29 protein-coding genes are annotated in these 24,039 nt (G+C 65.8%); 8 read left to right on the top strand and 21 right to left on the bottom strand.

Features of this window, described 5'->3' with window-relative positions:
- Positions 1-154: 154 nt before the first annotated feature.
- Both JQT59_RS25530 and JQT59_RS25525 read right to left on the bottom strand, forming a co-directional pair.
- A complete protein-coding gene (locus JQT59_RS25530) occupies positions 155-1,255 on the bottom strand; it encodes a DUF2332 domain-containing protein (protein WP_249353830.1) in 1,101 nt (366 codons plus the stop codon).
- Between the two features lie 12 nt (positions 1,256-1,267).
- Entirely contained in the window at positions 1,268-2,245 is a 978-nt protein-coding gene (locus tag JQT59_RS25525; RefSeq protein WP_249353828.1) for a putative antibiotic biosynthesis monooxygenase, read from the bottom strand.
- Between the two features lie 168 nt (positions 2,246-2,413).
- Here JQT59_RS25525 and JQT59_RS25520 point away from each other — a divergent pair, with 168 nt between their 5' ends.
- Positions 2,414-3,148: a GAF and ANTAR domain-containing protein gene (locus JQT59_RS25520; protein WP_213572479.1), complete on the top strand. Its 735-nt coding sequence runs from the start codon at positions 2,414-2,416 to the stop codon at positions 3,146-3,148.
- A 346-nt stretch (positions 3,149-3,494) separates the two neighbouring features.
- Here the strand turns inward: JQT59_RS25520 and JQT59_RS25515 are convergent, their stop codons facing one another.
- Positions 3,495-3,716 (bottom strand): MerR family transcriptional regulator, encoded by a 222-nt coding sequence (locus JQT59_RS25515; RefSeq protein WP_213572478.1) that lies wholly within the window; start codon positions 3,714-3,716, stop codon positions 3,495-3,497.
- 108 nt (positions 3,717-3,824) lie between these two features.
- Between JQT59_RS25515 and JQT59_RS25510 the strand changes: the two genes are divergently transcribed.
- Complete coding sequence (locus JQT59_RS25510) at positions 3,825-4,076, top strand: hypothetical protein (protein ID WP_213572477.1); 252 nt, start codon at positions 3,825-3,827, stop codon at positions 4,074-4,076.
- A 98-nt stretch (positions 4,077-4,174) separates the two neighbouring features.
- Positions 4,175-4,333: a hypothetical protein gene (locus tag JQT59_RS25505; RefSeq protein WP_213572476.1), complete on the top strand. Its 159-nt coding sequence runs from the start codon at positions 4,175-4,177 to the stop codon at positions 4,331-4,333.
- Positions 4,334-4,342: 9 nt separating this feature from the next.
- Here JQT59_RS25505 and JQT59_RS25500 read toward each other — a convergent pair whose 3' ends face one another.
- The 11 genes from JQT59_RS25500 to JQT59_RS25450 all read right to left on the bottom strand — a co-directional run bounded on the left by JQT59_RS25500 (position 4,343) and on the right by JQT59_RS25450 (position 10,826).
- The gene (locus JQT59_RS25500; protein WP_213572475.1) at positions 4,343-5,434 is read right to left on the bottom strand and encodes an SGNH/GDSL hydrolase family protein; all 1,092 of its coding nucleotides are present in this window, start codon (positions 5,432-5,434) and stop codon (positions 4,343-4,345) included.
- Between the two features lies 1 nt (position 5,435).
- A complete protein-coding gene (locus JQT59_RS25495; protein WP_213572474.1) occupies positions 5,436-6,101 on the bottom strand; it encodes a hypothetical protein in 666 nt (221 codons plus the stop codon).
- A gap of 289 nt (positions 6,102-6,390) precedes the next feature.
- Entirely contained in the window at positions 6,391-7,167 is a 777-nt protein-coding gene (locus JQT59_RS25490) for a hypothetical protein (protein ID WP_213572473.1), read from the bottom strand.
- A 15-nt stretch (positions 7,168-7,182) separates the two neighbouring features.
- The gene (locus JQT59_RS25485) at positions 7,183-7,506 is read right to left on the bottom strand and encodes a hypothetical protein (protein ID WP_213572472.1); all 324 of its coding nucleotides are present in this window, start codon (positions 7,504-7,506) and stop codon (positions 7,183-7,185) included.
- Positions 7,503-7,883, bottom strand: coding sequence for a helix-turn-helix domain-containing protein (locus tag JQT59_RS25480; RefSeq protein ID WP_213572471.1), 381 nt, complete (start codon positions 7,881-7,883; stop codon positions 7,503-7,505). The genes JQT59_RS25485 and JQT59_RS25480 overlap by 4 nt, the downstream gene beginning before the upstream one ends.
- A 157-nt stretch (positions 7,884-8,040) precedes the next feature.
- Positions 8,041-8,688: a hypothetical protein gene (locus JQT59_RS25475; protein WP_213572470.1), complete on the bottom strand. Its 648-nt coding sequence runs from the start codon at positions 8,686-8,688 to the stop codon at positions 8,041-8,043.
- Positions 8,685-9,227: a WhiB family transcriptional regulator gene (locus JQT59_RS25470; protein ID WP_213572469.1), complete on the bottom strand. Its 543-nt coding sequence runs from the start codon at positions 9,225-9,227 to the stop codon at positions 8,685-8,687. Before JQT59_RS25470 ends, JQT59_RS25475 begins: the two co-directional genes overlap by 4 nt.
- Entirely contained in the window at positions 9,224-9,403 is a 180-nt protein-coding gene (locus tag JQT59_RS25465; RefSeq protein WP_213572468.1) for a hypothetical protein, read from the bottom strand. Before JQT59_RS25465 ends, JQT59_RS25470 begins: the two co-directional genes overlap by 4 nt.
- A 264-nt stretch (positions 9,404-9,667) precedes the next feature.
- The gene (locus JQT59_RS25460; RefSeq protein ID WP_213572467.1) at positions 9,668-10,063 is read right to left on the bottom strand and encodes a helix-turn-helix domain-containing protein; all 396 of its coding nucleotides are present in this window, start codon (positions 10,061-10,063) and stop codon (positions 9,668-9,670) included.
- A gap of 3 nt (positions 10,064-10,066) precedes the next feature.
- Positions 10,067-10,510 carry a hypothetical protein gene (locus JQT59_RS25455; RefSeq protein ID WP_213572466.1) on the bottom strand — a complete coding sequence of 148 codons (444 nt, stop codon included), beginning with the start codon at positions 10,508-10,510 and terminating at the stop codon, positions 10,067-10,069.
- A gap of 97 nt (positions 10,511-10,607) precedes the next feature.
- Positions 10,608-10,826: a helix-turn-helix transcriptional regulator gene (locus JQT59_RS25450; protein ID WP_213572465.1), complete on the bottom strand. Its 219-nt coding sequence runs from the start codon at positions 10,824-10,826 to the stop codon at positions 10,608-10,610.
- Between the two features lie 105 nt (positions 10,827-10,931).
- Between JQT59_RS25450 and JQT59_RS25445 the strand changes: the two genes are divergently transcribed.
- Positions 10,932-11,639, top strand: a complete 708-nt coding sequence (locus JQT59_RS25445) for a helix-turn-helix domain-containing protein (RefSeq protein ID WP_213572464.1) — start codon at positions 10,932-10,934, stop codon at positions 11,637-11,639.
- Positions 11,614-12,780, top strand: coding sequence for a tyrosine-type recombinase/integrase (locus JQT59_RS25440; protein ID WP_349306986.1), 1,167 nt, complete (start codon positions 11,614-11,616; stop codon positions 12,778-12,780). The genes JQT59_RS25445 and JQT59_RS25440 overlap by 26 nt, the downstream gene beginning before the upstream one ends.
- A 57-nt stretch (positions 12,781-12,837) precedes the next feature.
- Here JQT59_RS25440 and glnA read toward each other — a convergent pair whose 3' ends face one another.
- Positions 12,838-14,274 carry a type I glutamate--ammonia ligase gene (glnA, locus tag JQT59_RS25435; protein WP_213572462.1) on the bottom strand — a complete coding sequence of 479 codons (1,437 nt, stop codon included), beginning with the start codon at positions 14,272-14,274 and terminating at the stop codon, positions 12,838-12,840.
- Between the two features lie 212 nt (positions 14,275-14,486).
- Here glnA and JQT59_RS25430 point away from each other — a divergent pair, with 212 nt between their 5' ends.
- Positions 14,487-14,963, top strand: a complete 477-nt coding sequence (locus JQT59_RS25430; RefSeq protein ID WP_213572461.1) for an RDD family protein — start codon at positions 14,487-14,489, stop codon at positions 14,961-14,963.
- 80 nt (positions 14,964-15,043) lie between these two features.
- Here JQT59_RS25430 and JQT59_RS25425 read toward each other — a convergent pair whose 3' ends face one another.
- The 5 genes from JQT59_RS25425 to sucB form a co-directional block, all read right to left on the bottom strand.
- Positions 15,044-15,802 (bottom strand): DUF4191 domain-containing protein, encoded by a 759-nt coding sequence (locus JQT59_RS25425; protein ID WP_213572460.1) that lies wholly within the window; start codon positions 15,800-15,802, stop codon positions 15,044-15,046.
- Positions 15,803-15,874: 72 nt separating this feature from the next.
- The gene (gene lipA / locus JQT59_RS25420; RefSeq protein ID WP_213572459.1) at positions 15,875-16,885 is read right to left on the bottom strand and encodes a lipoyl synthase; all 1,011 of its coding nucleotides are present in this window, start codon (positions 16,883-16,885) and stop codon (positions 15,875-15,877) included.
- A 51-nt stretch (positions 16,886-16,936) separates the two neighbouring features.
- Entirely contained in the window at positions 16,937-17,716 is a 780-nt protein-coding gene (gene lipB, locus JQT59_RS25415; protein ID WP_213572458.1) for a lipoyl(octanoyl) transferase LipB, read from the bottom strand.
- A 47-nt stretch (positions 17,717-17,763) separates the two neighbouring features.
- On the bottom strand, positions 17,764-18,654 hold the full coding sequence (locus JQT59_RS25410; RefSeq protein WP_213572457.1) for a TIGR01777 family oxidoreductase: 891 nt from the start codon (positions 18,652-18,654) through the stop codon (positions 17,764-17,766).
- A 96-nt stretch (positions 18,655-18,750) separates the two neighbouring features.
- On the bottom strand, positions 18,751-20,547 hold the full coding sequence (sucB, locus tag JQT59_RS25405) for a 2-oxoglutarate dehydrogenase, E2 component, dihydrolipoamide succinyltransferase (RefSeq protein WP_213572456.1): 1,797 nt from the start codon (positions 20,545-20,547) through the stop codon (positions 18,751-18,753).
- A gap of 327 nt (positions 20,548-20,874) precedes the next feature.
- Between sucB and JQT59_RS25400 the strand changes: the two genes are divergently transcribed.
- Positions 20,875-21,216, top strand: a complete 342-nt coding sequence (locus tag JQT59_RS25400) for an oxidoreductase (protein WP_109329171.1) — start codon at positions 20,875-20,877, stop codon at positions 21,214-21,216.
- 68 nt (positions 21,217-21,284) lie between these two features.
- On the opposite strand, the gene JQT59_RS25395 is transcribed toward JQT59_RS25400, so the two are convergent.
- Positions 21,285-22,802 carry a leucyl aminopeptidase gene (locus tag JQT59_RS25395; protein WP_213572455.1) on the bottom strand — a complete coding sequence of 506 codons (1,518 nt, stop codon included), beginning with the start codon at positions 22,800-22,802 and terminating at the stop codon, positions 21,285-21,287.
- Between the two features lie 122 nt (positions 22,803-22,924).
- Between JQT59_RS25395 and gcvT the strand changes: the two genes are divergently transcribed.
- Positions 22,925-24,025, top strand: coding sequence for a glycine cleavage system aminomethyltransferase GcvT (gene gcvT / locus JQT59_RS25390; protein ID WP_213572454.1), 1,101 nt, complete (start codon positions 22,925-22,927; stop codon positions 24,023-24,025).
- Positions 24,026-24,039 lie beyond the last annotated feature (14 nt).

Here is a 24,039-nt window from a genome sequence, read left to right as displayed (position 1 = left end):
ACCTTTCACCCGTCGAAACCTGTTTCGAGATATTTCACAGTGCTATGCGCCCGCCCTGTACGCAGGCAAATGCGAATCTTCGGTGGGTTGGACACAGTCAGTCGGGGCAGGGATCGTCGATCTCGGCAGGACGCTCGCTCACTCGGTCAGAACATCAGGAGCCGGTCAGCCAGGACAGCAAGCGGCCCCGCGACCAGCAGCGGCCGATGGCCTCGGCGCGCAGAGTCGACGCGTCGAACACTGCCAGCCCGATGATGCTGTGGCCGGAGGCGCGACGATCGCCGAGCGTCGGTATGGACGGCGCGACCCCGACTCCCTCCGCCGACACCCACGCCACCGCCCGGCCGGCAGCTGCGTCACCGAGGCGGTGCAGGAAGCGCAGGCGGCTTTCGAGGGGCAAGCGCGACAGCGCCCACGTCGTGGTCGCGACGGGCAGGGCGTCCGCGGGCACACGGGCGAAGGCGTCGGGCATCACCTCGGCGGCGTCACCTCGGAGCAGCAGCGGAGGCTCCGTCGCCGCCAGCGCGATCTCCGCATCGAGCCTGGCGAACCGCTCAGGCTGATCCGGCCACACGCAGGCGCGTAACCAGCGGGCTTCGTCCGCGTCGGTCACGTCGACCGGATCGAGGTCGATGCCCACCCGGGCGACAACCGTGGGCATCGCGCGCGTCGGGACGGGGCGATCTCCCACGATCGAGGACGACAGCTGTACCGGAGATGACGGGTCGCCCAGGAATTGTCCGTTGCTGTAGGTGATGCCGACGCGATCGACGGTGAGATCGAACCCGGCCGAACAGCCCACGTCGATCAGCGCAATCCTCTCCGCACCCACGCGGCGCGCAGCCTCGGCGATGGCGGGATACAGCACAGTGCAGCGACCGGTGTCGTCGGCCCGCATCGGCCGGCGCACGGCGGTGGCGACCACAGAGTCGGTCATGTGCACCAGCGTGTCGATCGCCGCGCCGGCGGCAGCGTCGCGGTCCGCGGCGGCATAGGCGGCGGCAAGCGCGGGGGCGCGTCCGGCGAGCGCGAGGTCGTGGAGTGCGGCGAGAATGATCGTGGGGTGCCGCTTGCGCGCAGGAGCTACTTCGATCGCGCGCAGCGCTTCGGCGGACTCGCTCAGGGCGACGGCGATGCGATGGTACAGCGGCGATGTCGGGGCGGCATCGACCTCACCGAAGTCTCGGTACAGCTGAGCGAGTGTGCGGGCCCTACTCACGATCCCGACCTTCACCTGGACGAGCTCGGCGCTCACCTACCCGGAACATCAGGTGGTGGGAATGGCGAAAAGCAGGGTGGACACGGCGATCGAGACACCGAACAATGCGATCATCACGGCGTATCCGATATTGCGCCGGCGAGGAGAGATCGCCGGGTCCATCCACCATCCGAAGGCCTTGAACGCGGCCGGAACCGCCCACCACCCCAAGATCTGGGTGGTGACGACATTGCCGATGAACAGCGCGACGGCAACGGGGACACCGCGACCCTCGATGAGCGGTGCACTGACGAAGTGGCCCCAGATCACCACCATCGGATACAAGACGAGGAGTACAAGGAGGTTGCTCCGCGCAACCGGAACCTCCGCGGACTGTTCGCCTTTCGCCCCGCGAAACCAGAAGTCGAAACCGTAACTGGCCCTGCGGACTCGAAGGTCCTGATTGAAGCGCGCCCCCTGTTCGAGAAGTTCGGCGCGCTCCGCCGAGTTCATCCATCGCTCGAGATTCTCTTCGGTGTCGAAGCTGAGAACGATCGTCCAATCGTCGGTGACGCCGCGGACAGGCCGCTCCACCTTGTGCCCGCGAAAGCCCGTGAACCGGGCTTCGGCGGCGGAAATCCGACGCTGCCAATCCATGAAGGTCGACTCGTCCTCCGGATCGATGCGGCAGGAGATGACCACCGACGACGCGGCCTGCGCGGCAGTCTGTTCACCGGTGAGTAGATGGACGTCCTCGTTGCCGATGAATGCGTGCTTGATCTCCGCGACGAGGGCGGTCCGTTCGGCACTGTCCAGCCACGCTCTGGCGTCGTCGATCGTGGTGAACCGCTGGACCGTTACCCAGTCGTCCTGCACGGGCGGTGACGGCGGGATGATGTCCTGATCTATGAATCCTGGACGATCCGACAGGATTTCGACTGAGCGGTGCTCCCAGCGCAGGTACTCGTCGAAACTGGCGTCGTCGATTCTGCGTCGGAAGATTATCGATACCGGCGATTGCGCCGAATCGCGGGTGGAGCGAGGCACCGCGTTCACCCCCATCGGTTCGGCCAAGGCAGTCTGCGGCCGGGTTTCCGGATCATAACGCCGGTCTCGGTGGCGGTGAGGAGATTCCTGTACTTCTGGGAAGTCCTCCCATCCACGGCCGTGGCGGTGACGAATAATGGAGTGTCGGAGATTCACGGAAGGTGCACGATGAGCGGAGTGAGTGGGGACGGACTCGCTGATCACCAGTTCGACGCGCTGAAGGATGCGCTCCACAGCTTGTACTCCGAACTGGACTCGGCGGGGCGAACGGACCAATTCCTCGAAGAAGTCAGCCGGGAGGCCCTCGCCCTGGTGCCGGGCGCCCACCTGGCAGGCGTCACAGTCCTTCTGGACAACGGAGACGCCACGACGAGAGCCGCCACCGACCGCTTGGTCGTCGACGTGGATCGTGTCCAGTACGACGCCGGCGACGGGCCGTGTCTCGAAGCTGCCCGTACGCAGACGATCACGCGGGCCGATTCCGAAGAGGCGACACGGCGATGGCCGTCGTTCGCACACAGCGCCCGGCGCTTAGGTGTCGCGAGCTACCTGTCCGCGCCGATACTGCTCGAGGGAAAGTACCTCGGCGCACTGAACGTATACAGCCGGGAGGCACACGGTTTCACCAGGGCCGATGCCGCCGTGCTCAACGTGCTTCTCGTTGCCGTCCGATACGCCCTCGACGGCGCCTCGCGACTCGAAGAGGCGCGCAGGCGGGGTGAGCAACTGGAGACGGCAATGAAGTCGCGTGCGGTGATCGAGCAGGCGAAGGGTGCCATCATGGCGGCCCGCCGGGTCTCCGCCGACGAGGCGTTCCAGGTTCTGGTCACCGAGTCGAAGAACCGCAACATCAAGCTGCGCGTCATCGCCGAGGAGATGCTTCGGACGCTGCAGGAAGGGTGAGGCGGCGGCGCCGCCTCGACTTCTGAACCGGCGCCGCCTGGACGATCCAATGGTCCGGAACACTGGAACGCCTGGTGTGGCGGTTACCCGAGTCGCCTGGAGTGAAACAGGTGTGCCACAGGAGAGACGAACGAGCCCATCCGCGGGCATCGGCTGCAGGCAGCCGAGACCACGGATGGGCTCGTCGGAGAAACGACCCGCGCGAAGGCGGGGACCTACGACTTACACGTCGTAGTACAGCTGGGACTGCCTTCTCGCGGTTTGCTGCGTTTGTTGGTGATGATCAGAGTCGCTGACCTGCGGAAATTGCGTTGGCTGTGTTGGCTGCAACTGCGGCTATTGATCGCTACTGCGTACTGACTGCGTACCCAGCTTCCTCGCGTCGATACCGCGCAGCGATGAACGCTCGGAGATCAGCCGGAACAATCCGATGCTTGCGCGGCGAGAGGACGACGCGGGGGAGGTCACCGCAACGCGTCATGTTCGCCACGACCTTGGCGGAGACGCCGAGGCGTTCGCCTGCGGCGGCATAGGTGAGGAGCGGCTCGTCGGATACCCCGTCGGTCATCGACTCAGCCTAGGTATCTGGGATCCTCCGGTGGTCCGGAATGCCGACAGCCCCAGCCGTGATGGCTGGGGCTGAGCGATCCTGGGCGGGTCATGCGATCATCTGCGCATGTCTATCAAGAAGGTTCGCGTCACCGCGACATACGAGTTTGAGATTGTGGACGAGCTGGCAGTCCGTGACGCCGGGTTTAAAGCGCGCATGGGTAATCCGGCGTTTGCCGCAACATACGAAGACCAGTCGGACGACGACGTGATGCGGGCGGTGGCGATCCTCTTCGGGCACAAACTTCCGAAGTCAGTAGACGGCATCGCCGTCGTACGAACCGAGGTTAGGCCGGAGGACATCACCAACGTGTCGTGAGTAATTCGGGGCGGGGTCTGTAACGCGTCCGAGTGGACTGGCGATCATGATTCGAGGGCTACGGCGCATCGCCGGCCACATCGAGAAAGCCAGGCAACATGGACACCGCACTGATTAACCTCGCCAACGCGCTCGCCGTCGACCCTGCCGTGTCCGAAGAGACGCGGGCCGCGGCGAAGGCGTTGTTTGTGGCGGTCGAGGCGCAACTCGAGGATGAGCGCCAGGCGGCCGACGCGGTGTTCTCCAGCTTCGCCTGACGTCCTCGACTACTTCGGGGTGAGCGCGGCCGTTGCGAGCGCGGACATGTACGCCATTCCCACCGAGGACGGGTGCACCGAGTCAGCGCGGAAACCATAGGTGTCCGTCGTGACGTTCGGAATCCGCAGGCTCATGTCGTACACCGCACAGTGCGCGTTCTCGGCGGCCAGCTCGTGCAGCTTTCCGATGTAGTTGTCCCACGGTTCGATCAGCGTCTCGGTGTCGATTGGCCGATACGGCGGGATGAACAGCACCGGCAGGCTCGGCACCTTCACGCGAGCCTGCGTGATGATCGACTGCGCGTAGCCCTTGTACAGGGCGGACGAGTACCCGTTCGATGACGCACGGCAGTCATTGGTGAGGCAGCCCATCAGGAGCAGCTTCGGCGTCACGAACTGCAGGTGTTCGACCCAGTTGGTATAGGTCTCGGCGTACAGCTTCATCGTGGCCCCCGAGTGCGAGGCGTCCCAGATGGACACCCCCGCGGTCTCGTCACCGTCGTAGAACACACTCCCACAGAACGACGTACCGGCACCCGTCCCGGTGATGACGATGGTGTGATCGCCCGATGCCAGACCGGAGATCGAGTATGCCTGTTCGCGAATGCTGGTGTTCATTGTGAAGGTGACCGGTGCGCCGCCGTCGACACTCACCGTCACTACGTCGGCTGCTAGTCGGTAGAAGAACAGCTTGAACGACGTGCACTTGCGCGTGATGGTCGCGGTCACCGTGTCGTTGATTCGGGCCGCCTTGTACCCAAGCCCCTGCGGAAGCGCCGGAGGTGTGGACGAGTACGCCCACGACGGGAACTTCGTGGCGTTGGGTCCAGCGGCGTAGACCGCAGGGACGAAACCTGGACCGCCTGCGCCGGTCATCCATCGCAGACGCAGGTCATCCTGGCTCTTGTTGATCCATCGGTCGGGAACGGTCGCCGCACCCTGGCCTTCCATGATGGAGTCGCCAAGCGCGAGGATGTCGCACCGAGCCAGTCGGGCGCGGGCGAGTGACGCGTAGTAGCCGTACAGCGGAGCGAACGCGCCGGTTGCGTAGCGGAAGTCTGCCTGCGCCCGAGAGATTCCGGGTACGTCGAGGATGCCCATGTCAGCTCACCACAATCGCGGGTACGGCAGTCGCGGCCCCAGCGGCATTCCGGGTGACTGCGGGTTGGGTATAGGTCCGGGTCACGGGGGAGCCGTACGTGATCGTGTAGGCGTCGACCGCGCCAGGGAAAGCCGTGCTGAGCGTGGTCGCTGTGTACGTGCCAGGGCTGCCGTCCGGCCACACCACCGGGGCGCTCGTCGCGGCACCGTTCCCGTTCCGTGTAACCGTGCCGACGATAAGCAGATCGGGGTTCCGGGCGAGGTTTGCGTGCGTGGCGTAAGTGGCGTCCAGGGCCGCCCGGGTGTCGGACTCCGCGTCTGACACATTCGAGGCAATGACGGTATCGGTGGCGTCATCGAGAGTCACCGCGTAGACAGTCGCCTTCGGGGGCGGGTTGTAGTTCTGGATCTGCGGCCACAGACGCACCGGTGTCGGGCTGTCCGGAATGACGACGTCGTACTTCTTGCCGTTCCACTCGACCTTCGCTGGGCCGGGCTCGAGCGGCGGCGTGGTGAGCACCCCGTCGACAGGTTTGATGCGCACACGATTCGACGTCGCGATGCCGTTACCAGCAGCGTTCTCGCTCAGCGACTCGCGGTAGAAAACGAACATCGTCGTATCGTCGGCGCCCGCAATGTCGGCAACCGGCTCAGAAAACACCGTCATAGCTTCTCCTTCGGAGTGGTGGTTGTAGGCATGATTCACCGCCTTCCGCTTCGTGGAAAAAACGGTGTGGATAGAAGACCGCCTATGCCGTGAGAGGCGGACGCGGGCCCCTCAGGGGTGCCTCCCCTGGGGCCCGCGTCCGCGCCGCCCGCAGTCCTCCAGCGAGGACTGCGGGCAGTGCAGCGCTGGCGGGATCTACGCCGCGAAAGGGGCACGACTCTTCCGCCATCCATCCCCATTGTCAGGGGTGAGGTTGACGCCACGACTTCATCGCGCATTTCACGTCGCCTTAGCGCGAGAATCCAGCCTTCTGCTTCTCTTCAGCGCGCTGGGCCAGCTCGGCCCGCTGCTGCTCGATGCGACGGCAGCGCTCGGTGACCTCCTGGGGCATGGCGTAGTCGAGCCGGTGCCCGGAGTGCGCGACGGCGGTTGTCCAAGATGCAGGACTGTGCGGCACAAGCGGCAGCGCGTCCAGTTCGTCGAGGTCGACGTCGAGGAAGATCAGGGATCGCCCCCGCTGGTCGTGTGGGATGGGGGCGAGTCGGCACGCCGCCACTACGTAAACCCACACCTGTCCGACGCTATCGAGCCGAATGGCAGCCTCGCGAGCGTGCGCCCATACCGACGCATACTTGGGTGCGATGGCGGTGACCGCGGATGGTGATGTGAGGTCGAGGTCAGTGATTACGGCGTGTGCCGCAGCGAGAGTCTCGTCGGCTGAGGTAACGATGCCGGCCATCTCGTTGAGGACGTCCTCGGCGTGACGGGTGAAGGCCTCGGCGCGCAGTCTGTCGGCGTACTCTCCGAGCCGGAACCCGAGGTTCTGCTGTGCCAGCATTCCGGCCATCAACGCGCCGGTGACCGCCTTGTCTGCCACCAAGTCCCGACCGGCGGCGAGTGCGTTCCACGCCGAGGTGACCAGTGTGTCGCTGCTGATACCTGCGGTCGTGCGCTTGCTGAGGACTGCGTCGACCTCGTCGAGTTCCTTCAACAGTGCGGGCGGGAGGGTGAGGTCGAGTCGACGAAAGTGCTGGCGGGTCTGCTGTAGTGCGGTGGTTACGTCCATCGTGAGTGCGCTCCTTCAGGAGTAGTCGGGAAGGTTGTCTTGATCGGGGGTGTCGAACAGTCGGGCCACAAACTCCCGCTCGGCGAGGCGCGGACGCGGGCTGGCAGGACTACTGCCTTCTCTCAAGACTTGGTTGCCGGTGGTTCCGGAGTCGAAAGGCTTTGGCTCGGGCAGCGGCTGTCGACGTCGGGTGTCCTCAGGCTCAGCGCCGAAGATGCTGCGTGCGAACGCGCGCATCTCGTCTCCTGTGTCGCGTGCCTCTGCGACGAGTTGGGTGAGTTCGGTTTCGCTGAGCGCTGCCAGGTAGTCGGCGATCGCTCGGCGGTCAGGTGGGGTCATGCTGCCTTCCGTCCTTCGAGATGTTCGGTGACGGCCTGGTGGTCGAGCATCCATCGGCCGGCGTGTAGTTGGCCCCCGAGTGCCGGCGCTTTGCGTCGGGCCTGACGGTTACTGCATCCGAGCATCTTCGCCGCCTCCTCGGTCGTTATCCATCGCGTGGCCTGTGGACGAGTGTTGCTGTTCACCAGTACTTTCGCGTCCGTCTGTCCGCCTGCGGCCAGTTCTGCTGCGATTACGGCGAGGTGCGCGGGGACGGGCAGTCCGTTGCGGCGGCGCGCAGCGAGCGCGACGGCGACGGCGAACCGCACCGCCTCGACCGCAGGGCCGGTGAGCAGGACGACGTCGGGCGCGAGCCGCTGTACGAGAGGTCTGCTCATCGTGCGGACCTCTCAGCAGCGTCGTGAAGATCGTCAGCCAGGGCGCGAGCTTCTGTAGCCGTCATGACCACGCAGAGGCCGGCCAGCCGCAGAGTCACCGGGCGATTGGATGCGCGGTCGGTGGTCACCACGGCGGCGAGGTTCCGGGAGAGGAGCCTCATCGCACTGACTCTGCTTCCAGTCTCGAGCACGTCGGCTCATCGATTCCTTGAGTGATCGGAACTCGGTAGCGCGCGAGCAACAGCCCGCGATTGACGACGTCGAGATGCTCGTCACTGACCATTTGGATAATTCGATAGCGCTCCGCGCGCATCGCGCGGACTTGTCCCCAGTGGACTACCGGATTGAACTCGGGGAGCACCTTGCCCACGCCGTAGCCGAGCGTAGCGACGAACGCAATCTCGTTGGGCCTCTTCGGCAACTCTGCGAGCGGCTCCGCGAACAAATTCGCACCCGGGACGAAATGGGCACCGCACGCGCACGTGGCGTCCGGGATCGCGTTGCCGTGCAGGCATGAGGCCTCGTACAGCGCCGACTCCGCGCTGTGCATCCGAAACGCTGGCCCGAAGGGTGAGAGCAGCATTCCGGGGTGCTCGTAAGGGAGAACGAACCAGAGCCGCCATCCCCAGGTTTGAACGGGTTGCCCGACGGCTCGGCCGAGCGCGGTCCCGCGACTCTCAGTGGGGTCCGAGAACCATGATGGTTGGCTTCTTGTTCGGTAGGCAGCTTTTGTCACTTGCATGGCCCAGTAGACGAAGATGGGCGTGAATTCGAGCCGTCTCATCGCGTCGACAGATTCAGTCACGATGCGAGTTCCTTTCTGGGACGGCCGACCTTGCCGGCCTGTGGTGTCGAGTTCTGCAGCTGGCCAGCCCACACGCCCTCGATGTGCTGGGTGTGCTCGGACGCCACGTCGCGGCAGGCTGTGCGGACCGGGCACCGAGCGCAGATGCGAACCGCGGCCGCATGCCTCGCGGCGCGCTCGGTCTCTTGCTCACGCTCGTGGCGATCGTCGAACAGCTCGTGATGCCCGACGCAGGCAGCACCGACGAGCCGCGGGTTGAACAGAGCGGCGAGAACTGGTGGCGCTTTGCGCTTTCGGCGTCCGGCTGGGTTCTGCAGCTGGGCGAGACCGCGATTCCTCGGAGTCAGGCCAGCGCGCTCCCTACGGGCGTTGAGGGCAGCCCGCAATCGATCAGTACCCGTGCCACGGTCAGCGTTGCGTAGCGCCTGCTGAGCCTCCGCACGCGATGCCGTTACCGGAACGCCCAGGCGCTCGAGGTCGGCGATCGTCTCGGCGACTTGCTCGGGGGTCGGAGGTGGCACCGTCCGGGCTGAGCTCAACGCTTCGAGCAATCGTTGACGTCGGCGGTACGCGCCAAGTGCGGACGGCACTGCAGGCATGGCACGGGCCGCCCGTCGAGGTCTTCACCGAGCCAGCCACTGCGGCAACGTGGATCGTGTGGCGCATTGAGCACTCGGCCCGCCTCGGCTTCCTCCCCGTATCGATCGAGGGTCATTGCGGTTCTCCTCTCGCCGCACACGCGCGGTCGTAAGTTGCGTTCACAGGCCGCCGACTGTGGGTTGGTAGGTGGGTGGTGATTACTGGGTTGGTGACTATGGGTTGGTGGGGTATCACCGGTGATCCCCAGACTTCGCCAAATGATCCCCAGACTTGCCTCAAATGATCCCCAGACTCGGTCCATATGATCCCTAGACTTTCTCGGCGACAATGAGTCTGGGGATCATGGGTGATCTGTAGACCGTGGTCTGTGGATAGATCTCTACGTCTCATGGATGATCCCCAGACTCTCGGTCTCATCCGGTGACAACTGGTCGAGCTCGAGCAGCATTGGCGGCACTGAGAGGTGGTACTCGTCGGCTTGTTTCGCCCATCGGTTGCCCTGCTTCGTGCGGTCGATGAATCCGTGATCCCGGAGCCACGCGAGGCTCCGCTTCACGGTTGGGAGCGAGACGCATGTGACCCGCGCGAGGCGTTCGGTACCGGGACGCACGCGGGTACCGTTCTGGTCCGCATAGGTTGCCAGCGTGAGTGCGACGAGCTTCGTGGTCGAAGGCATCTTCACCCGACGCACGATGCGCTCCCACTCGAACCGCTCCACTGGCCCGATTGGGGCCGTGTCGACTGGGGCGGTGAACTCCGCTGGCTCTGCTGTCATGGTTCAGCGGCCCTCACCGGACAGCTCGAGGAACGCGAGCCGGTTCTCGTCGAGTGCCAGGCGTTCGACCTCGGCCGCGCGACGGATCGCGGCGGCCACCGCGGAGTCGTCGATCATCACGGAGACGACTGTGGACCAGTACTCGCCGGTCTCGTGGCGATGGAAGGTCCACGCAGTGTCTTCGCTGGGCTGCTCTCCACGCCACACGTCGGTCGCGGTGCCACGGAGCACGCCGAGCATGCGCTGGTCGGCGCCGACGAATGGAACGATCGAGATCGTGCCTGACGTCCGGACGTAAACGGTGCCAGCCTGCGCCCATACGTGGCCGTTCTCGCTCCAGTACGTCATCTCACCGCGGGGTTCGTAGACATAGATGCCGACCATCTCGACTGCGGCATCAGAGGTCACGAGCTCGGTGCGGTACGTGAACGATCGTGGGACACTCATCGGGACTCCTTCTCATTGGTGTGGGTGGGGTCTGCATTGCCCTCGAGCCGGTGGCCGCCGGTCTCGGGGGCGTTCTCGTAGATGGGCGAGGGTGACATCAGGCGACACCTCCGCGCGTTGTGGCGGCCTCCTGCGCCGCGAGCCAAGCGAGCAACGCTGAGCGCTTGTAAACGATGCGCTTACCGAGGGCGAACGATGCCGGTCCCGTTCCGACGTGCCGCCAGTAGCGAAGCGTCGCGGCGGCGATTCCGGTCTGTTCACTCACCTGTTTCGTGGTGAGGTACGTCTCGACACTGTCTGCCGTCTGATCTGCCATTACAACCTCCTGTCGGTGATGACCTGCAAACAGTTGTATCAGCCGCAAACGATGCGCGCAACAACGCGTGTAGCCCATACCTACAAAACGTTGTAATCTCTGCTCATGTCCTCAACCGAAACCAACGATCGCGCCGAGCGCCCGCAGGGGTCGACGCGCTGGGAAACCAATTTCCGGACGCAGATGACCCGACTGCGCAAGGCTCATGGGCTGAATCAGACCGACCTCGCTCGGAAGATCAGCAAGTGGGAACTCCCTTTTCATCAGCAGACGATTCAGCGAATTGAGGCGGGGGAGAGGCCAATTCGACTGAATGAGGCGCACGTCATTGCTCAGGTTCTCGACACGACCGTGGCAGCGATGACGAGCGAGGTCGGTACCGACGAGCGAGAGCTGGTATACGCCGTCGAGGCCCTCCGGATCGACGCGAGTGGTCACATGGGCGACGTCGCCGCTCTGGCGAGTCAGTGGGCGAATGATCTCCGTCGGCTCGATGACCTGATCTCCGAGATCGCCGAGCCCAAGCTGGAACGTGCCGCTGATGTCGAGGCGGACGAATGGGATGCGCCCGCGGTCGTTCGGTGGGCATACGCGTGGCTACAGGTCGGCCTCGGGGCGCACCGCGAGTTGCTGTCGGCCCAGCTCATGCTGAATCGGATCGTCTCGGGCGCTGGGCCGGTGAGCATCTGGGACGTGGAGCAGGCGGGGCAGAAGTTTAGAGCGGATGGCCTCTGGGCTAGGGAGATGAGTTGGCCAGACGACAGTCCGCCGTTCGATCCGCCGAAGGATGAATCTCGTGACACCGCGTCGTAACCGTCGAGCGGGGGTCGAGGATCTCTGGTGGAAGACCGTTCGCGAGGGTGGGGCAGAGAAGCGCGTCGAGTCGAAGCTGCACGGCACGGGCAAGCGGTGGCGGGCTCGCTACGTCGACGATCAGAGTCGGGAGCACACGAAGCGGTTCGATCGGAAGGTGGACGCGCAGCAGTGGCTCGATAGTGCGACGTCATCGCTGGTGCAGGGTACGCATGTCGCTCCACGAGACGCCCAGCTGACAGTTCACGAATGGTGCGAGCAGTGGCTCCGCGGGTACTCGGTGCATCGCGAGTCAACGGTCCGGCAGGCTCGCACGCACATCGCGCAGATTACGAGCGAGTTCGGAGCGATGCACCTCGCTGGCGTGCGGCCGTCCCAGGTGAAGGCATGGACGTCGAGGTTGAAGGCGGACGGCTTCGCCGAGTCTTACGTCTACGCCCTGCACTCGAGGCTGTCGCAAATTCTCGGGGACGCAGTGCACGACGGGCTCTTGGCCCGAAACCCATGCTCACGGCGGACATCTCCGCCGATGGGCAAGCAGAAGGTCTATGTCATCAGCACGGAGCAGCTCTGGGCGCTGCATGATGCGACGCCGGAGCACTTTCGCGTGGCGATACTCCTCGGCGCGTTCGCCGGCCTCCGCATAGCCGAAGCCGCGGCGTTGCGCGTCGGCGACGTCGACTTCATCAGAGGTGTGGTGCACCCGCAGCGGCAGTGGCCTGACAAGCCGTTGAAGACACGGGGGAGCGATGCCCCGATCCCGATTCCGCGTGAGCTATCGCTGATGTTGTCGGCATCAGTTCAGCGGTGGCCGCATGAGCAGATGGTGACGAATGGTTTCGGCAAGCCCGGCGCGCCATGGTTGATCGAACGGGCCTTGCGTGACGTGAAGGATTCCGGCGACGCCCTGGACTTGCCTGAGGAGTTCAGCTACCACGATCTGCGCCACTACCTTGCGTCGCTGCTCATATCGTCCGGCGCCGACATCAAGACCGTCCAAGCGCGGATGCGGCATGCCAGCGCGAAGACGACGCTCGACGTCTACGGCCACCTCTGGCCGGATGCAGACGAGTCCACCCGCAGCGCGATCGGTGCTGTGATCGCGGCGCGGGTGGACTCGGAGAAGGCTACTGCGTACTGACTGCGTACCGAGGTGCTCCGAAAAGTGCCCCGGTGCAGGTCAGATCGTGGCTACGACCTACACGTCGTAGTACAGCTGGAACTCGTAGGGGTGCGGCCGCAGGTTGACCGGAGCGATCTCCTGTTCACGCTTGAGCGCGATCCAGGTCTCGATCAGGTCGGAGGTGAACACGCCACCCTCGGTGAGGTAGTCGTGGTCCGCCTCGAGGCGGTCGATCACTGCCGACAGGCTGGTGGGGGCCTGCGGGATGTTGCGGGCCTCCTCCGGCGGGAGCTCGTAGAGGTCCTTGTCGACCGGAGCCTGCGGCTCGATCTTGTTCTTGATGCCGTCCAGGCCGGCCATCATCTGCGCCGCGAAGTTCAGGTAGGGGTTACCCGAGGAGTCGGGGGCGCGGAACTCGAGGCGCTTGGCCTTCGGGTTGTTGCCGGTGATCGGGATACGCACGGCCGCTGAGCGGTTGCGCTGGCTGTACACCAGGTTGATGGGGGCTTCGTAGCCCGGCACCAGGCGGTGGTACGAGTTGACGGTCGGGTTGGTGAACGCGAGCAGCGACGGAGCGTGATGCAGGATGCCGCCGATGTAGTGGCGTGCCATGTCGGACAGACCCGCGTAGCCGGCCTCGTCGTGGAACAGCGGCTTGCCGTCCTTCCACAGCGACTGGTGGACGTGCATGCCCGAGCCGTTGTCGCCGAACAGCGGCTTCGGCATGAAGGTGGCGGACTTGCCGTGCTTCCACGCGGTGTTCTTCACGATGTACTTGAACAGCTGCAGGTCATCTGCGGCTGCGAGCAGCGTGTTGAACTTGTAGTTGATCTCGGCCTGACCGGCGGTGCCCACCTCGTGGTGACCGCGCTCGAGCTCGAAGCCCGCGTTCTGCAGGTTGGTCGAGATCTCGTCGCGCAGGTCGACGTAGTGGTCGTACGGTGCGACGGGGAAGTAGCCACCCTTGGGACGGACCTTGTAGCCCAGGTTGGGGCTGCCGTCGGCGTTGAGTTCGGCGCCCGTGTTCCAGGATGCGGAGACGGAGTCGATCTCGTAGAAGGAGCCGTTCATCTGCGAGTCGTAACGGATCGAGTCGAAGATGTAGAACTCGGCCTCGGCGCCGAAGAACGCCGTGTCGGCGATGCCGGTCGACTTCAGGTATTCCTCAGCCTTGCGGGCGACGTTACGGGGGTCGCGACTGTAGGACTCACGCGTGAACGGGTCGTGGACGAAGAAGTTCACGTTCAGTGTCTTGGCGGCACGGAAGGGGTCGATCTGCGCGGTAGCGACGTCGGGCAGGAGCATCATGTCCGACTCGTGGATCGACTGGAAGCCGCGGACGGACGAACCGTCGAACGCGAGGCCGTCCTCGAAGACATCCTGGGTGAACGCAGAGGCCGGGATCGAGAAGTGCTGCTGGACGCCGGGAAGGTCACTGAACCGAATGTCGACGTACTCGACGTTCTCGTCCGCGATGAACTTGATGACCTCTTCGGCCGTGGTGAACGCCACGCTTGTGCTCCTTAAGTCGCTTCAGCCAAGTAGATATTGGCGAATTCGTCGTGCCAGACGGTATGGACCTGGTGTTGCCCGCTGGTCAACCTTTTGTTTCCGGCATGTTACGCGTCGCAACGTCCTGGGCTTTTGCGGCCGGGTGTGACTGCGCACACAGGCCCGAACGCCAGTGTGAGGTGCCCCGAGCGGCGACGCCTATCCTGGACAGCATGGCACGTATCACCGGCTCCTGGCTCTCCGGACCCTCGGCTGCCCTGCCGAACGGGGCAGCCGAGGCGCAACAGTCCCATCGAGGTGAACGTCTCGGGCTGCCGGCGGACGGGCCCGGCGCGCTCGTCGGCACCGGCCGCCGTCTGGCGGCCCTCATGATCGACTGGGTGTCGTCGGCGGGCGTGGCCGCGCTGATCATCGGAGACAATCCGCTCGAAGGCCCGTTGTCGAGCGTCACGTTGCTCGTGTGGTTCGTCGTCGGGATCGCCGCCGTCACCTTGTTCTCCTTCACTCCCGGGCAGTTGTGCCTGGGAATACGGGTGGCGCGGGTGGACGGCCCCGTGCGTGTCGGCTTCGTCCGTGCGCTGGTGCGTCAGGCCCTGCTCGTCTTCGTCGTGCCGGGCACCATCACCGATGTCGACGGCCGCGGCATGCAGGACCGCGCCACAGGCACCGCCCTCGTGCGCACACGCTGACCTCGACGAAAACGCCGATGCCGGGCCGATGCAGTCGAGCTGCATCGGCCCGGCATCGGGCTTGTGTGACAGAGGCGAACTCAGCGACGACGGATGGTGCGCTGCACCCCGCGCATCTTGGCGCCGCCCGGCATGGGGCCCTTGGGTAGTGCGGCACCGCCGCTCCGGCTGCTCAACGCCGCGAGACGCGACTCGATAGCGTCCATGCGCTTGGTGTCGATGTTCTTCGGAAGCTTGTTGAGGTACTTCTGCAGCTGCGAGAGCGGTACCTGCCCCTCGTCGTTGCCGATGACGATGTCGTAGATCGGCGTGTCACCGACGAGTCGAGCGGTCTTCTTCTTCTCCTGCGCGAGTAGCGATTTGACCCGCTGCGGTGATCCCTCGGCGACGAGGATGACGCCGGGGCGTCCGATCACGCGGTGCACGGCATCGAGCTGAGTGGTACCTGCGACAGCGCTGGTCACTCGCCAGGCACCCTGCATGTTGTCGAGCGCCCACGCCGCGGCGCCCGCCTGGCCTTCGGCTTTTCCGTACACCGTCTTCTGCACACGCCGGCCGAAGATGATGAACGCTCCGAGGACGCCGAGCAGGAGACCGATGGGCAGCAGAAGCCACTGGATGCCCCAGATCAGACCGACGAGGAAGAACACCACCGCGAGTCCGACCAGGGTCCCGAGCATGAGCGGCAGCAGCAGCTTGTCTTCCTTGCGCTGCATCTGGAAGGCCTGCCAGAGCTGGGTTCTACGCTCCTTCGATGCCTGCCTGCGAGCTGCCTTGGCGGCTGCTTTCGCTTCCTTGCCGGGTTTGCCCGCTTTACCAGATTTACTGCCGTTCGCCATGCTGTTCAGGATACGTCCCCAGCACTCGGGACCGATGACCCGTCCGGTGTTGATCGACGTCGCCGGTTCGCGTTACTGCGCGAGCCTGGCCATGAGGGAGCTCGCCTCCTGCGACGCACTGCCGCCCTCCGCGAGATGTGCTTGCCCGGCGGGCAGTTCACGGCCGTGGTGGGCCATCGCCTGTGCGTACAGGCGGCCGGCCCGGTAGGAGGAGCGGACCAGTGGTCCGGCCATCACGCCGGCGAAGCCGATCTCTTCGGCGGTGGTGGAGTGCGCCACGAATTCCTCGGGCTTGACCCACCGCTCGACGGGGTGATGCCGCGGCGAGGGACGCAGGTACTGGGTGATGGTGATGATGTCGCAGCCGGCGTCGTGCAGGTCGTGCAGTGCCTGGGTGACCTCGTCGGGGGTTTCGCCCATTCCCAGGATCAGGTTCGACTTGGTGACGAGTCCGTCCTCGCGGGCGGCAGTGATCACGTCGAGGCTGCGCTGGTAGCGGAAGGCCGGGCGGATGCGCTTGAAGATGCGGGGCACGGTCTCGACGTTGTGGGCGAGGACCTCGGGGCGGGTGGAGAACACCTCGGCGAGTTGCTCGGGTTTGGCGTTGAAGTCCGGGATCAGCAGTTCGACGCCGGTGCCGGGGTTGAGCTGGTGGATCAGGCGCACCGTTTCGGCGTAGAGCCAGGCGCCGCCGTCGGGGAGGTCGTCGCGGGCGACGCCGGTGATGGTCGAGTAGCGCAGGCCCATGGCCTGGACGGACTCGGCGACGCGGCGGGGTTCGTCGCGGTCGAGGTCGTCGGGTTTGCCGGTGTCGATCTGGCAGAAGTCGCAGCGGCGGGTGCATTGCTCACCGCCGATGAGGAAGGTGGCCTCGCGGTCTTCCCAGCATTCGTAGATGTTGGGGCAGCCGGCTTCTTCGCAGACGGTGTGCAGGCCTTCGCGTTTGACGAGGCTTTTGAGCTCGGAGTATTCCGGGCCCATCTTCGCTCTCGTCTTGATCCAGTTCGGCTTGCGTTCGATCGGGGTCTCCGCGTTTCGGATCTCGAGGCGGAGCAATTTGCGTCCTTCTGGGGCCACAGTCACGCAGACGATGGTACGCCCGGCCCGAGGCACCCGGCGGGCCGGGGACGCCGGTCAGCCGTACTGAACAGTAGTGAAGGTGGGGGTCGACGAGGTGCGCTGGGCAGCCGCGGCAGCGTCGAACTCGACCCGTTCGATGTCGTGATCGGTGATCGGCAGAGTGCCGTCGAGTGCCGCCAGGACCGCCTCGGTCACGGCGGGAGTGACCTCGTCGACCGTCACGTCGCGGTCGAGTTCGCGCGAAAGCGTGGTGACTCCGGCGTCGCGCAGGCCGCAAGGAATGATGTTGTCGAAACCCGTGAGGACCGAGTTGCAGTTCAGCGAGAAGCCATGCAAAGCGACGCCCCGCTGCACTCGGACGCCGATGGCGGCGACCTTGCGCTCCGGTAGCCACTGCCCGTCGGTCAGGGAGGCAGCCAGCCATACTCCGGAACGACCCTCGACCCGGCCGCAGTCCAGGCCGAGGTCGGTGCAGACGGTGATCAGTGCCTGCTCGAGGCGGCGCACATACTTCACGACGTCGACCGGTTCGGCGAGCTTCAGGATCGGGTAGCCGACGAGCTGGCCGGGGCCGTGCCAGGTGATTTTCCCGCCGCGGTCGACGTCGATCACGGGCGTGCCGTCGCTCGGCAGGTCCTCGGGTTGCGTCCGACGCCCGGCGGTGTACACGGGCGGGTGCTCGAGGAGTAGCAGCGTATCGGCGCCGATGTCCTCCGCGCGTTGGGCAGCGAGCTCACGCTGACGATTCCATGCATCGACGTAATCGATCAGGCCGAGGTTCTCGACGGTGATCGGGTCGCGGCTGAAACGGGCGGAAAGTGGCACGCTGCTCATGTGCTAGAGATTACGCCCGGCTCGAGTTCCCGCGGACGTGACCTCCTTCACCGCACGAGGCAGGCATCGAGTGCCTCACCGATCGTGTTGTGGCGAAAAGAGAAGCCGCACGCCTCGAGAACGGTGGGGATGGCGCGCTGGCCCGCCAGGATGCCTTCTCTCGCGAACTCGCCGACCAGTGCGTTCAAGGCGAAACCCGGGACGATCCAGGGCGCCGGACGGTGCAGGGTCCGCGCTACCGCACTAGTGAACTCGGCATTTGTCACGGGTGCGGGCCCGGTGAGATCGACTGGTCCGTCGACGTCGTCGCGGGCAAGGAGGAACTTGATGGCATCCACCTCGTCCTCCAGCGAAATCCATGACAGGTACTGGCGTCCGTCCCCGAGGCGTCCACCGAGGCCGATCGAATACAGCCGCCGCAGCCTGCCGAGCAGCCCACCCCGCGGTGAAAGGACGATCCCGCTGCGGAGCAAAACCGTCCGGACGTTCGACATGACCGCAGGAGCTGCGGCCGCCTCCCAATCGCGACAGGTGTCGGCGAGGAACCCGGTACCCGATGGCGAGCTTTCGTCGACGACGGTATTGCCCGTGTCGCCGTAGTAGCCGACAGCGCTGGCACTGACGAACGCGGGGACGCGAGCCTCCGCAACCGCCTCGGCCAGGACGTCGGTGGCCGCGATGCGGCTGTCCCGGATCAGTTGTTTGTACGCCCCGGTCCATCGTTTGTCACCGATGCCGACACCACACAGATTCACGACCGCGTCGGCGTCGGCGAGGATCGCCGTGTCGAGCCGGTCCTTCTGCGGATCCCACCGAGATTCGTCGGGTCCGGCCGTCGCCCGCCGCACCAGCCGGACGACGTCGTGGCCGTCGCCGCGTAGAGACGAGACAAGTGCAGTTCCGATCAGCCCCGAGGAGCCGGCGATGACAACGCGCATGTGCAACAGCCTCCTTCACAAGGCAGGGGCACCATTCCGGAATGAATGGTGCCCCTGCGCGAATCCGAACCGTACCGACTCGGTGTGCTCCGCGAACTACAGGCCGAGATCAGCCTCGAACGAAGCCTCCTCCAGGCGGTGCTTGACCGTGGTCAGGAAGCGTCCGGCATCGGCGCCGTCCACCAAGCGGTGGTCGTACGTGAGCGGCAGGTAGCACATCGAGCGGACGCCGATGGATTCGCTGCCGGACTCGTCCGTCACGACGACCGGGCGCTTGACGATCGCGCCGGTACCGAGCATCGCCGCCTGCGGGGGCACGAGGATCGGGGTGTCGAACAGGGCGCCCTGGCTACCGATGTTCGTGATGGTGAACGTGCCACCCGACAGTTCGTCGGGCTTGAGGCCACCGGACCGGGCACGCTTGGCGATGTCGGCGATGGCGCGGGCCAGCCCGGCGAGCGACAGATCACCGGCGTTGTGGATCACCGGGGAGAGCAGGCCCTGCTCGGTGTCGACCGCGATGCCCAGGTGCTCGGCGTCGTAGTAGGTGATCTGCTTGTTCGCCTCGTCGTAGCTGGCGTTGACGTTCGGGTGCGACTTCAACGCCTCGACGACAGCCTTCGCGAAGAACGGGAGGAACGTGAGCTTGACGCCCTCGCGCTCGAGGAAGGTGTTCTTGGCCCGCGCACGCAGTGCGGCGATCCTGGTGACATCCACCTCGAAGGTCTGGGTGAGCTGCGCCGTGGTCTGCAGCGACTCCCGCGTCTTCGTCGCCGTGATCTGGCGAATACGGTTGGCCTTCTGCGTGGTTCCGCGCAGGTGGGCCAGCTCCGGGCGGACTCCGGCTGAGGTGGGCGCCGGTGCCGAGGCGGCCGCCGCGGGGGCCGATGCCGGTGCTGCAGCGGGAGCCTTCTTGGCCTCCGCGGCCGCGAGGACGTCCTGCTTGCGGATGCGTCCACCGACGCCGGTGCCCGTGATCGAGGACAGGTCGACGCCGTTGTCCGCGGCGAGCTTGCGGACGAGGGGAGTGACGTACGGGGTGCTGTCGCCGGACGGTGCAGCGGGTGCCGACGTCGCGGCCGAGGGTGCCGGTGCGCTCTTGGCGGGCTCCGCCTTCGCGGGCTCAGGCTTGGGTTCGGGCTTCGGCTCCGCCTTCGCGGGTTCGGGCTTCGGCTCCGCCTTCGCGGGTTCGGGCTTCGGCTCCGCCTTCGCGGGTTCGGGCTTCGGCTCTGCCTTTGCGGGCTCCGGGGTCGGCTCGGGTGCCGCAGCAGGCTTCGCGGCGGGAGCGCCGGATCCGATGACGGCGAGCTGACCGCCGACCGAGACCGTGTCGTCTTCCTGCGCGCTGATCTCGAGGAGGGTTCCGGCCACGGGCGACGGAATTTCGGTATCGACCTTGTCGGTCGAGACCTCGACGAGCGGCTCGTCGACGGCAACCTCGTCACCGATGGCCTTGAGCCACCGGGTCACGGTGCCTTCGGTGACCGACTCGCCCAGTTCGGGCATCGTCACCGGGGTGCCGTCGGAGCTCCCGTTGCCGGACGAAGCCGGTGCGGATTCAGCGGCCGGTGCCTCCTGAGCGGGTTCCGCGGCCGGCTCTTCGGCCGGCTCTTCCGCGGCAGGCTCGGGTGCGGAGTCGGACGACGGCGCTTCACCGTCGTCACCGATCACGGCAAGCTCGCCACCGATTTCCACGGTGTCGTCTTCCTGAGCGACGATTTTGCTGAGCACGCCGGCCACGGGGGACGGGATCTCCGTGTCCACCTTGTCCGTGGAGACTTCGAGCAAGGGTTCGTCAACTTCGACCGTGTCTCCTTCCTGCTTGAGCCATCGCGTGACAGTTCCCTCGGTGACACTCTCACCAAGCGCTGGCATCTGGACGGAGAAGGCCATGTCTTTTGACTCCTCGACAGTTGTGTTCGGGTTGTTGAATTTTGTCGACTTGTGGTCGTGAACCATTGTGCTCGAGATGCACATATCTTGCGGCTACTCGCAGGTAATTCCGATTCGTCGTCACCCACTCGCTGTGTCGGCGCTCCACATCTTTCCATTGATCGGAGGCGCGCGTCCGTCGAGGGTTCCCCCACGTCGGCTCGGGTGTGTCGCGACGTTCGCCCTACTGGCGAGTAGTTTCCGATCGCGGCACCGAGCGGAAGTTGCCTGGCAAACTGGGGGAACCGTGCCGGCACCGATCGGCGCACGCTCCCGAGGAGGCCCGACGTGGGGTTGTTCGACCGTTTCTCGCGGCCACGACCGGGCCGCCGATCCCAGGCATCACCCGAGGACGCTTCCTATCTGGCGAACTGGGCGCGCACCCACCTCGGCGTCGAGGCCTATGTGGAACCGCAGACCACGGTGACCGAGGTCACCGTGGTCTTGGTCGCCGCCGACGGGGAATGGACCCGGCGCCGCGTCGGCGGCGAACGGGGCGCCCGCAAGCTCGGCGAAGATCTGCAGATCCCCGTCTACGACGTCCGCAAGACCGGTTACCCGCAGCGCATGCGCGACCACGACGCGCGGCGGCGCATCGAACGCCGACGCGAGCGGGAACGCGACCTCTAGGCGGCTTCGCCGCCCGTGAGTGGTTGACGAGTCCTCGGACTCGTCAACCACTCACGAGCGCGGGGCGCCTAGCCGTTGGCTGCGATGTCCTCGATCACCGAAATCATGGTGCGCACCGGGACTCCGGTCCCACCACGCCCGGTGTACCCCCACGGGCCCGACGAGTTGTAGGCCGGTCCGGCCACGTCGATGTGTGCCCACTGGACGCCGTCGGCGACGAACTCTTTGAGGTACAGCCCCGCGGCCAGCATGCCGCCCCAGCGGTGATTGGTGACGTTGGCGAGGTCGGCGACCTTCGAATCCAGGTCCGCACGCAGCTCCGCCGGGAGCGGCATCGCCCAGGCGTTCTCGCCGATCGCCTGCGAGATCGACGCGACCCGGTCCCGGAATTCGTCGGTGCCCATCACGCCGGGTGTGCGAGTGCCGAGCGCAACCACCTGCGCGCCGGTGAGAGTGGCGGTGTCGATGAGGTAATCCGGGTCGTCCTCGCAGGCGCGGACAATGGCGTCGGCGAGAATCAGGCGCCCTTCGGCATCGGTATTGATGACCTCCACCGTGGTCCCGCCGTACTGGGTCAGCACGTCACCGGGACGCTGGGCGGTGGACGAGGGCATGTTTTCAGCCATCGGCACGGTGGCGATGACGTCGACGGGCAGTCCGAGTTTCGCCGCGAGGACAACCGTGGCGACGACCGCTGCCGCGCCGCCCATGTCGGAGGTCATGTTCTCCATGCCCGCAGCAGGCTTGATCGAGATGCCGCCCGTGTCGAACGTGATGCCCTTGCCGACGAGCGCGACCTTGGGGGCGTTCCGCTTCTTCGCCGAGTAGCTCAGCCGGACCAGTCGAGGCAGGCGCGACGACCCCTTGCCCACGCCGAGGATCCCGCCGAAACCGTTCTTCTCCAAGGCCTTCTCGTCGAGGATCTCGACCTTCAACCCGGCCTCTGTGCCGAGTGCCTTTGCGCGCTCGGCGAATTCGGCCGGAAACAGGTGGCTCGGGGGAGTGTTGACGAATTCGCGTGCGGTGGCGACGGCCTCGGCGATCGCGGCCGACCTGGCCAGCGTCTCCTTCGCTTCCTTCGCGCGGGGGGACGACACGAGAAGCTCGACCCGCGAGACCGGCTGTGCCTCCGGTCCGGGCGCGGATTTCGCTGACTTGAACTCCGTGAATCGGTACGCGCCGAGCGCGAAACCCTCGGCCGCGGCGCCGAGATCCAGCGACGACAGGGTGGTGGCGACGGTATCGACACCGCCGAGTGAGCGGGCCGCCGCCCCAGCGGACCGGCGGATCTGCTCCGCGTCCAGCTTGTCGGCCGCACCGAGCCCGACCGCGAGGACGCTGTCGACCGGAAGCGTGTCGGGAGCGGGGATACGCGTGGTCTCCTCCGCCTTGCCCTTGGCTCCGACCGCGACGAAACGGTCGAGGAGTCCGGCGAGGACCGATTCGTCGACGATGCCGTCGCCCAGCGCGATCTCGGGGCCGTTCGACGTCGACGTCAGCCCGATCACCAGCACGTCCACCCGCTTGCCGACAGTGCCTGCAAGGGCGAGTTGTGGTCCGAGGGGTCGAGCTGTGCGAGTGCTCACGGTGTCTCCTGAAGCAGTTCGGGGTTCGGGTCGTGCCGGGCCGGTCCGGCGCTCGTCCCGATGGTAGTGCGCGTGTGCCGTCACCGACGCGGGGTGCTGCGGGGTCCGATAGGTTTGAGGCCATGACCGAGGAGCAACTCTCGCAAGGGCCGATTCACGCCGTTCACGTCGAACTCGGGGCCACGTTCGCGCCCTTCGGTGGATGGGAGATGCCGGTGTCGTATGCGGGGGTGGTCGCCGAACACACCGCGGTGCGGGAATCGGTGGGCGTGTTCGACGTCAGTCATCTGGGCAAGGCTCTCGTGCGCGGCAAGGGAGCTGCAGCTTTCGTGAACTCCGCGTTCACCAACGATCTGGACAAGATCGGCCCCGGTAAGGCGCAGTACACGCTCTGCTGTACCCCCTCCGGCGGGGTGATCGACGACTTGATCGCCTACTACGTGAGCGCCGAAGAGGTGTTTCTCGTTCCCAACGCCGCCAACACCGCTGACGTGGTTGCGGCGCTCGCGGCCAAGGCGCCGGAAGGTGTCACCGTCGACGACTGCCACCGCGATTTCGGTGTCATCGCAGTTCAGGGGCCGAAGTCGCCGGAAGTGCTCGCCGCGCTGGGTCTGCCGACCGACATCGAGTACATGGGCTTCGCGGACGCCACCTGGGAAGGCGTGCCCGTGCGGGTGTGTCGTAGCGGGTACACCGGCGAAATCGGATTCGAAGTCCTGCCCCGCTGGGAGGACAGCGAGAAATTGTTCCGGGCCGCGGTCGAGCAGGTTCGGACCTGCGGTGGTCAGGTCGCGGGTCTCGGTGCCCGCGACACCTTGCGGACCGAAATGGGATACCCGCTGCACGGTCACGAGTTGTCCTTGGAAATTTCTCCGCTCGAGGCGCGGTGCGGCTGGGCGATCGGGTGGAACAAGCCGAAGTTCTGGGGCAAGGAAACCTTGGCCGACGAGAAGGCCGCCGGACCCGCCCGCAAGCTGTGGGGCATCAAGGCGCTCGACCGCGGGGTGCTACGCGCCGGGCAGAACGTCCTTCGTGACGGTGAGCCGATCGGTGAGACGACGTCGGGCACCTTCTCGCCCACACTCAAAGTCGGTATCGCCCTCGCTCTGCTCGATTCGGATGCCGGTGTCGCGGCCGGTGACGCTGTCGACGTGGATGTACGCGGACGCGCGTTGCGGGCGGAGGTCGTGTCTCCGCCCTTCGTGAAGACCAGCACCAAGTAGCCGCCGCGGGTCGA

The organism is Rhodococcus sp. USK13 (assembly GCF_018343855.1).
In the GTDB taxonomy this organism is placed as follows: Bacteria; Actinomycetota; Actinomycetes; order Mycobacteriales; family Mycobacteriaceae; genus Rhodococcus_F; species Rhodococcus_F oxybenzonivorans.
This window is presented reverse-complemented; position numbering and strand designations above follow the sequence as displayed.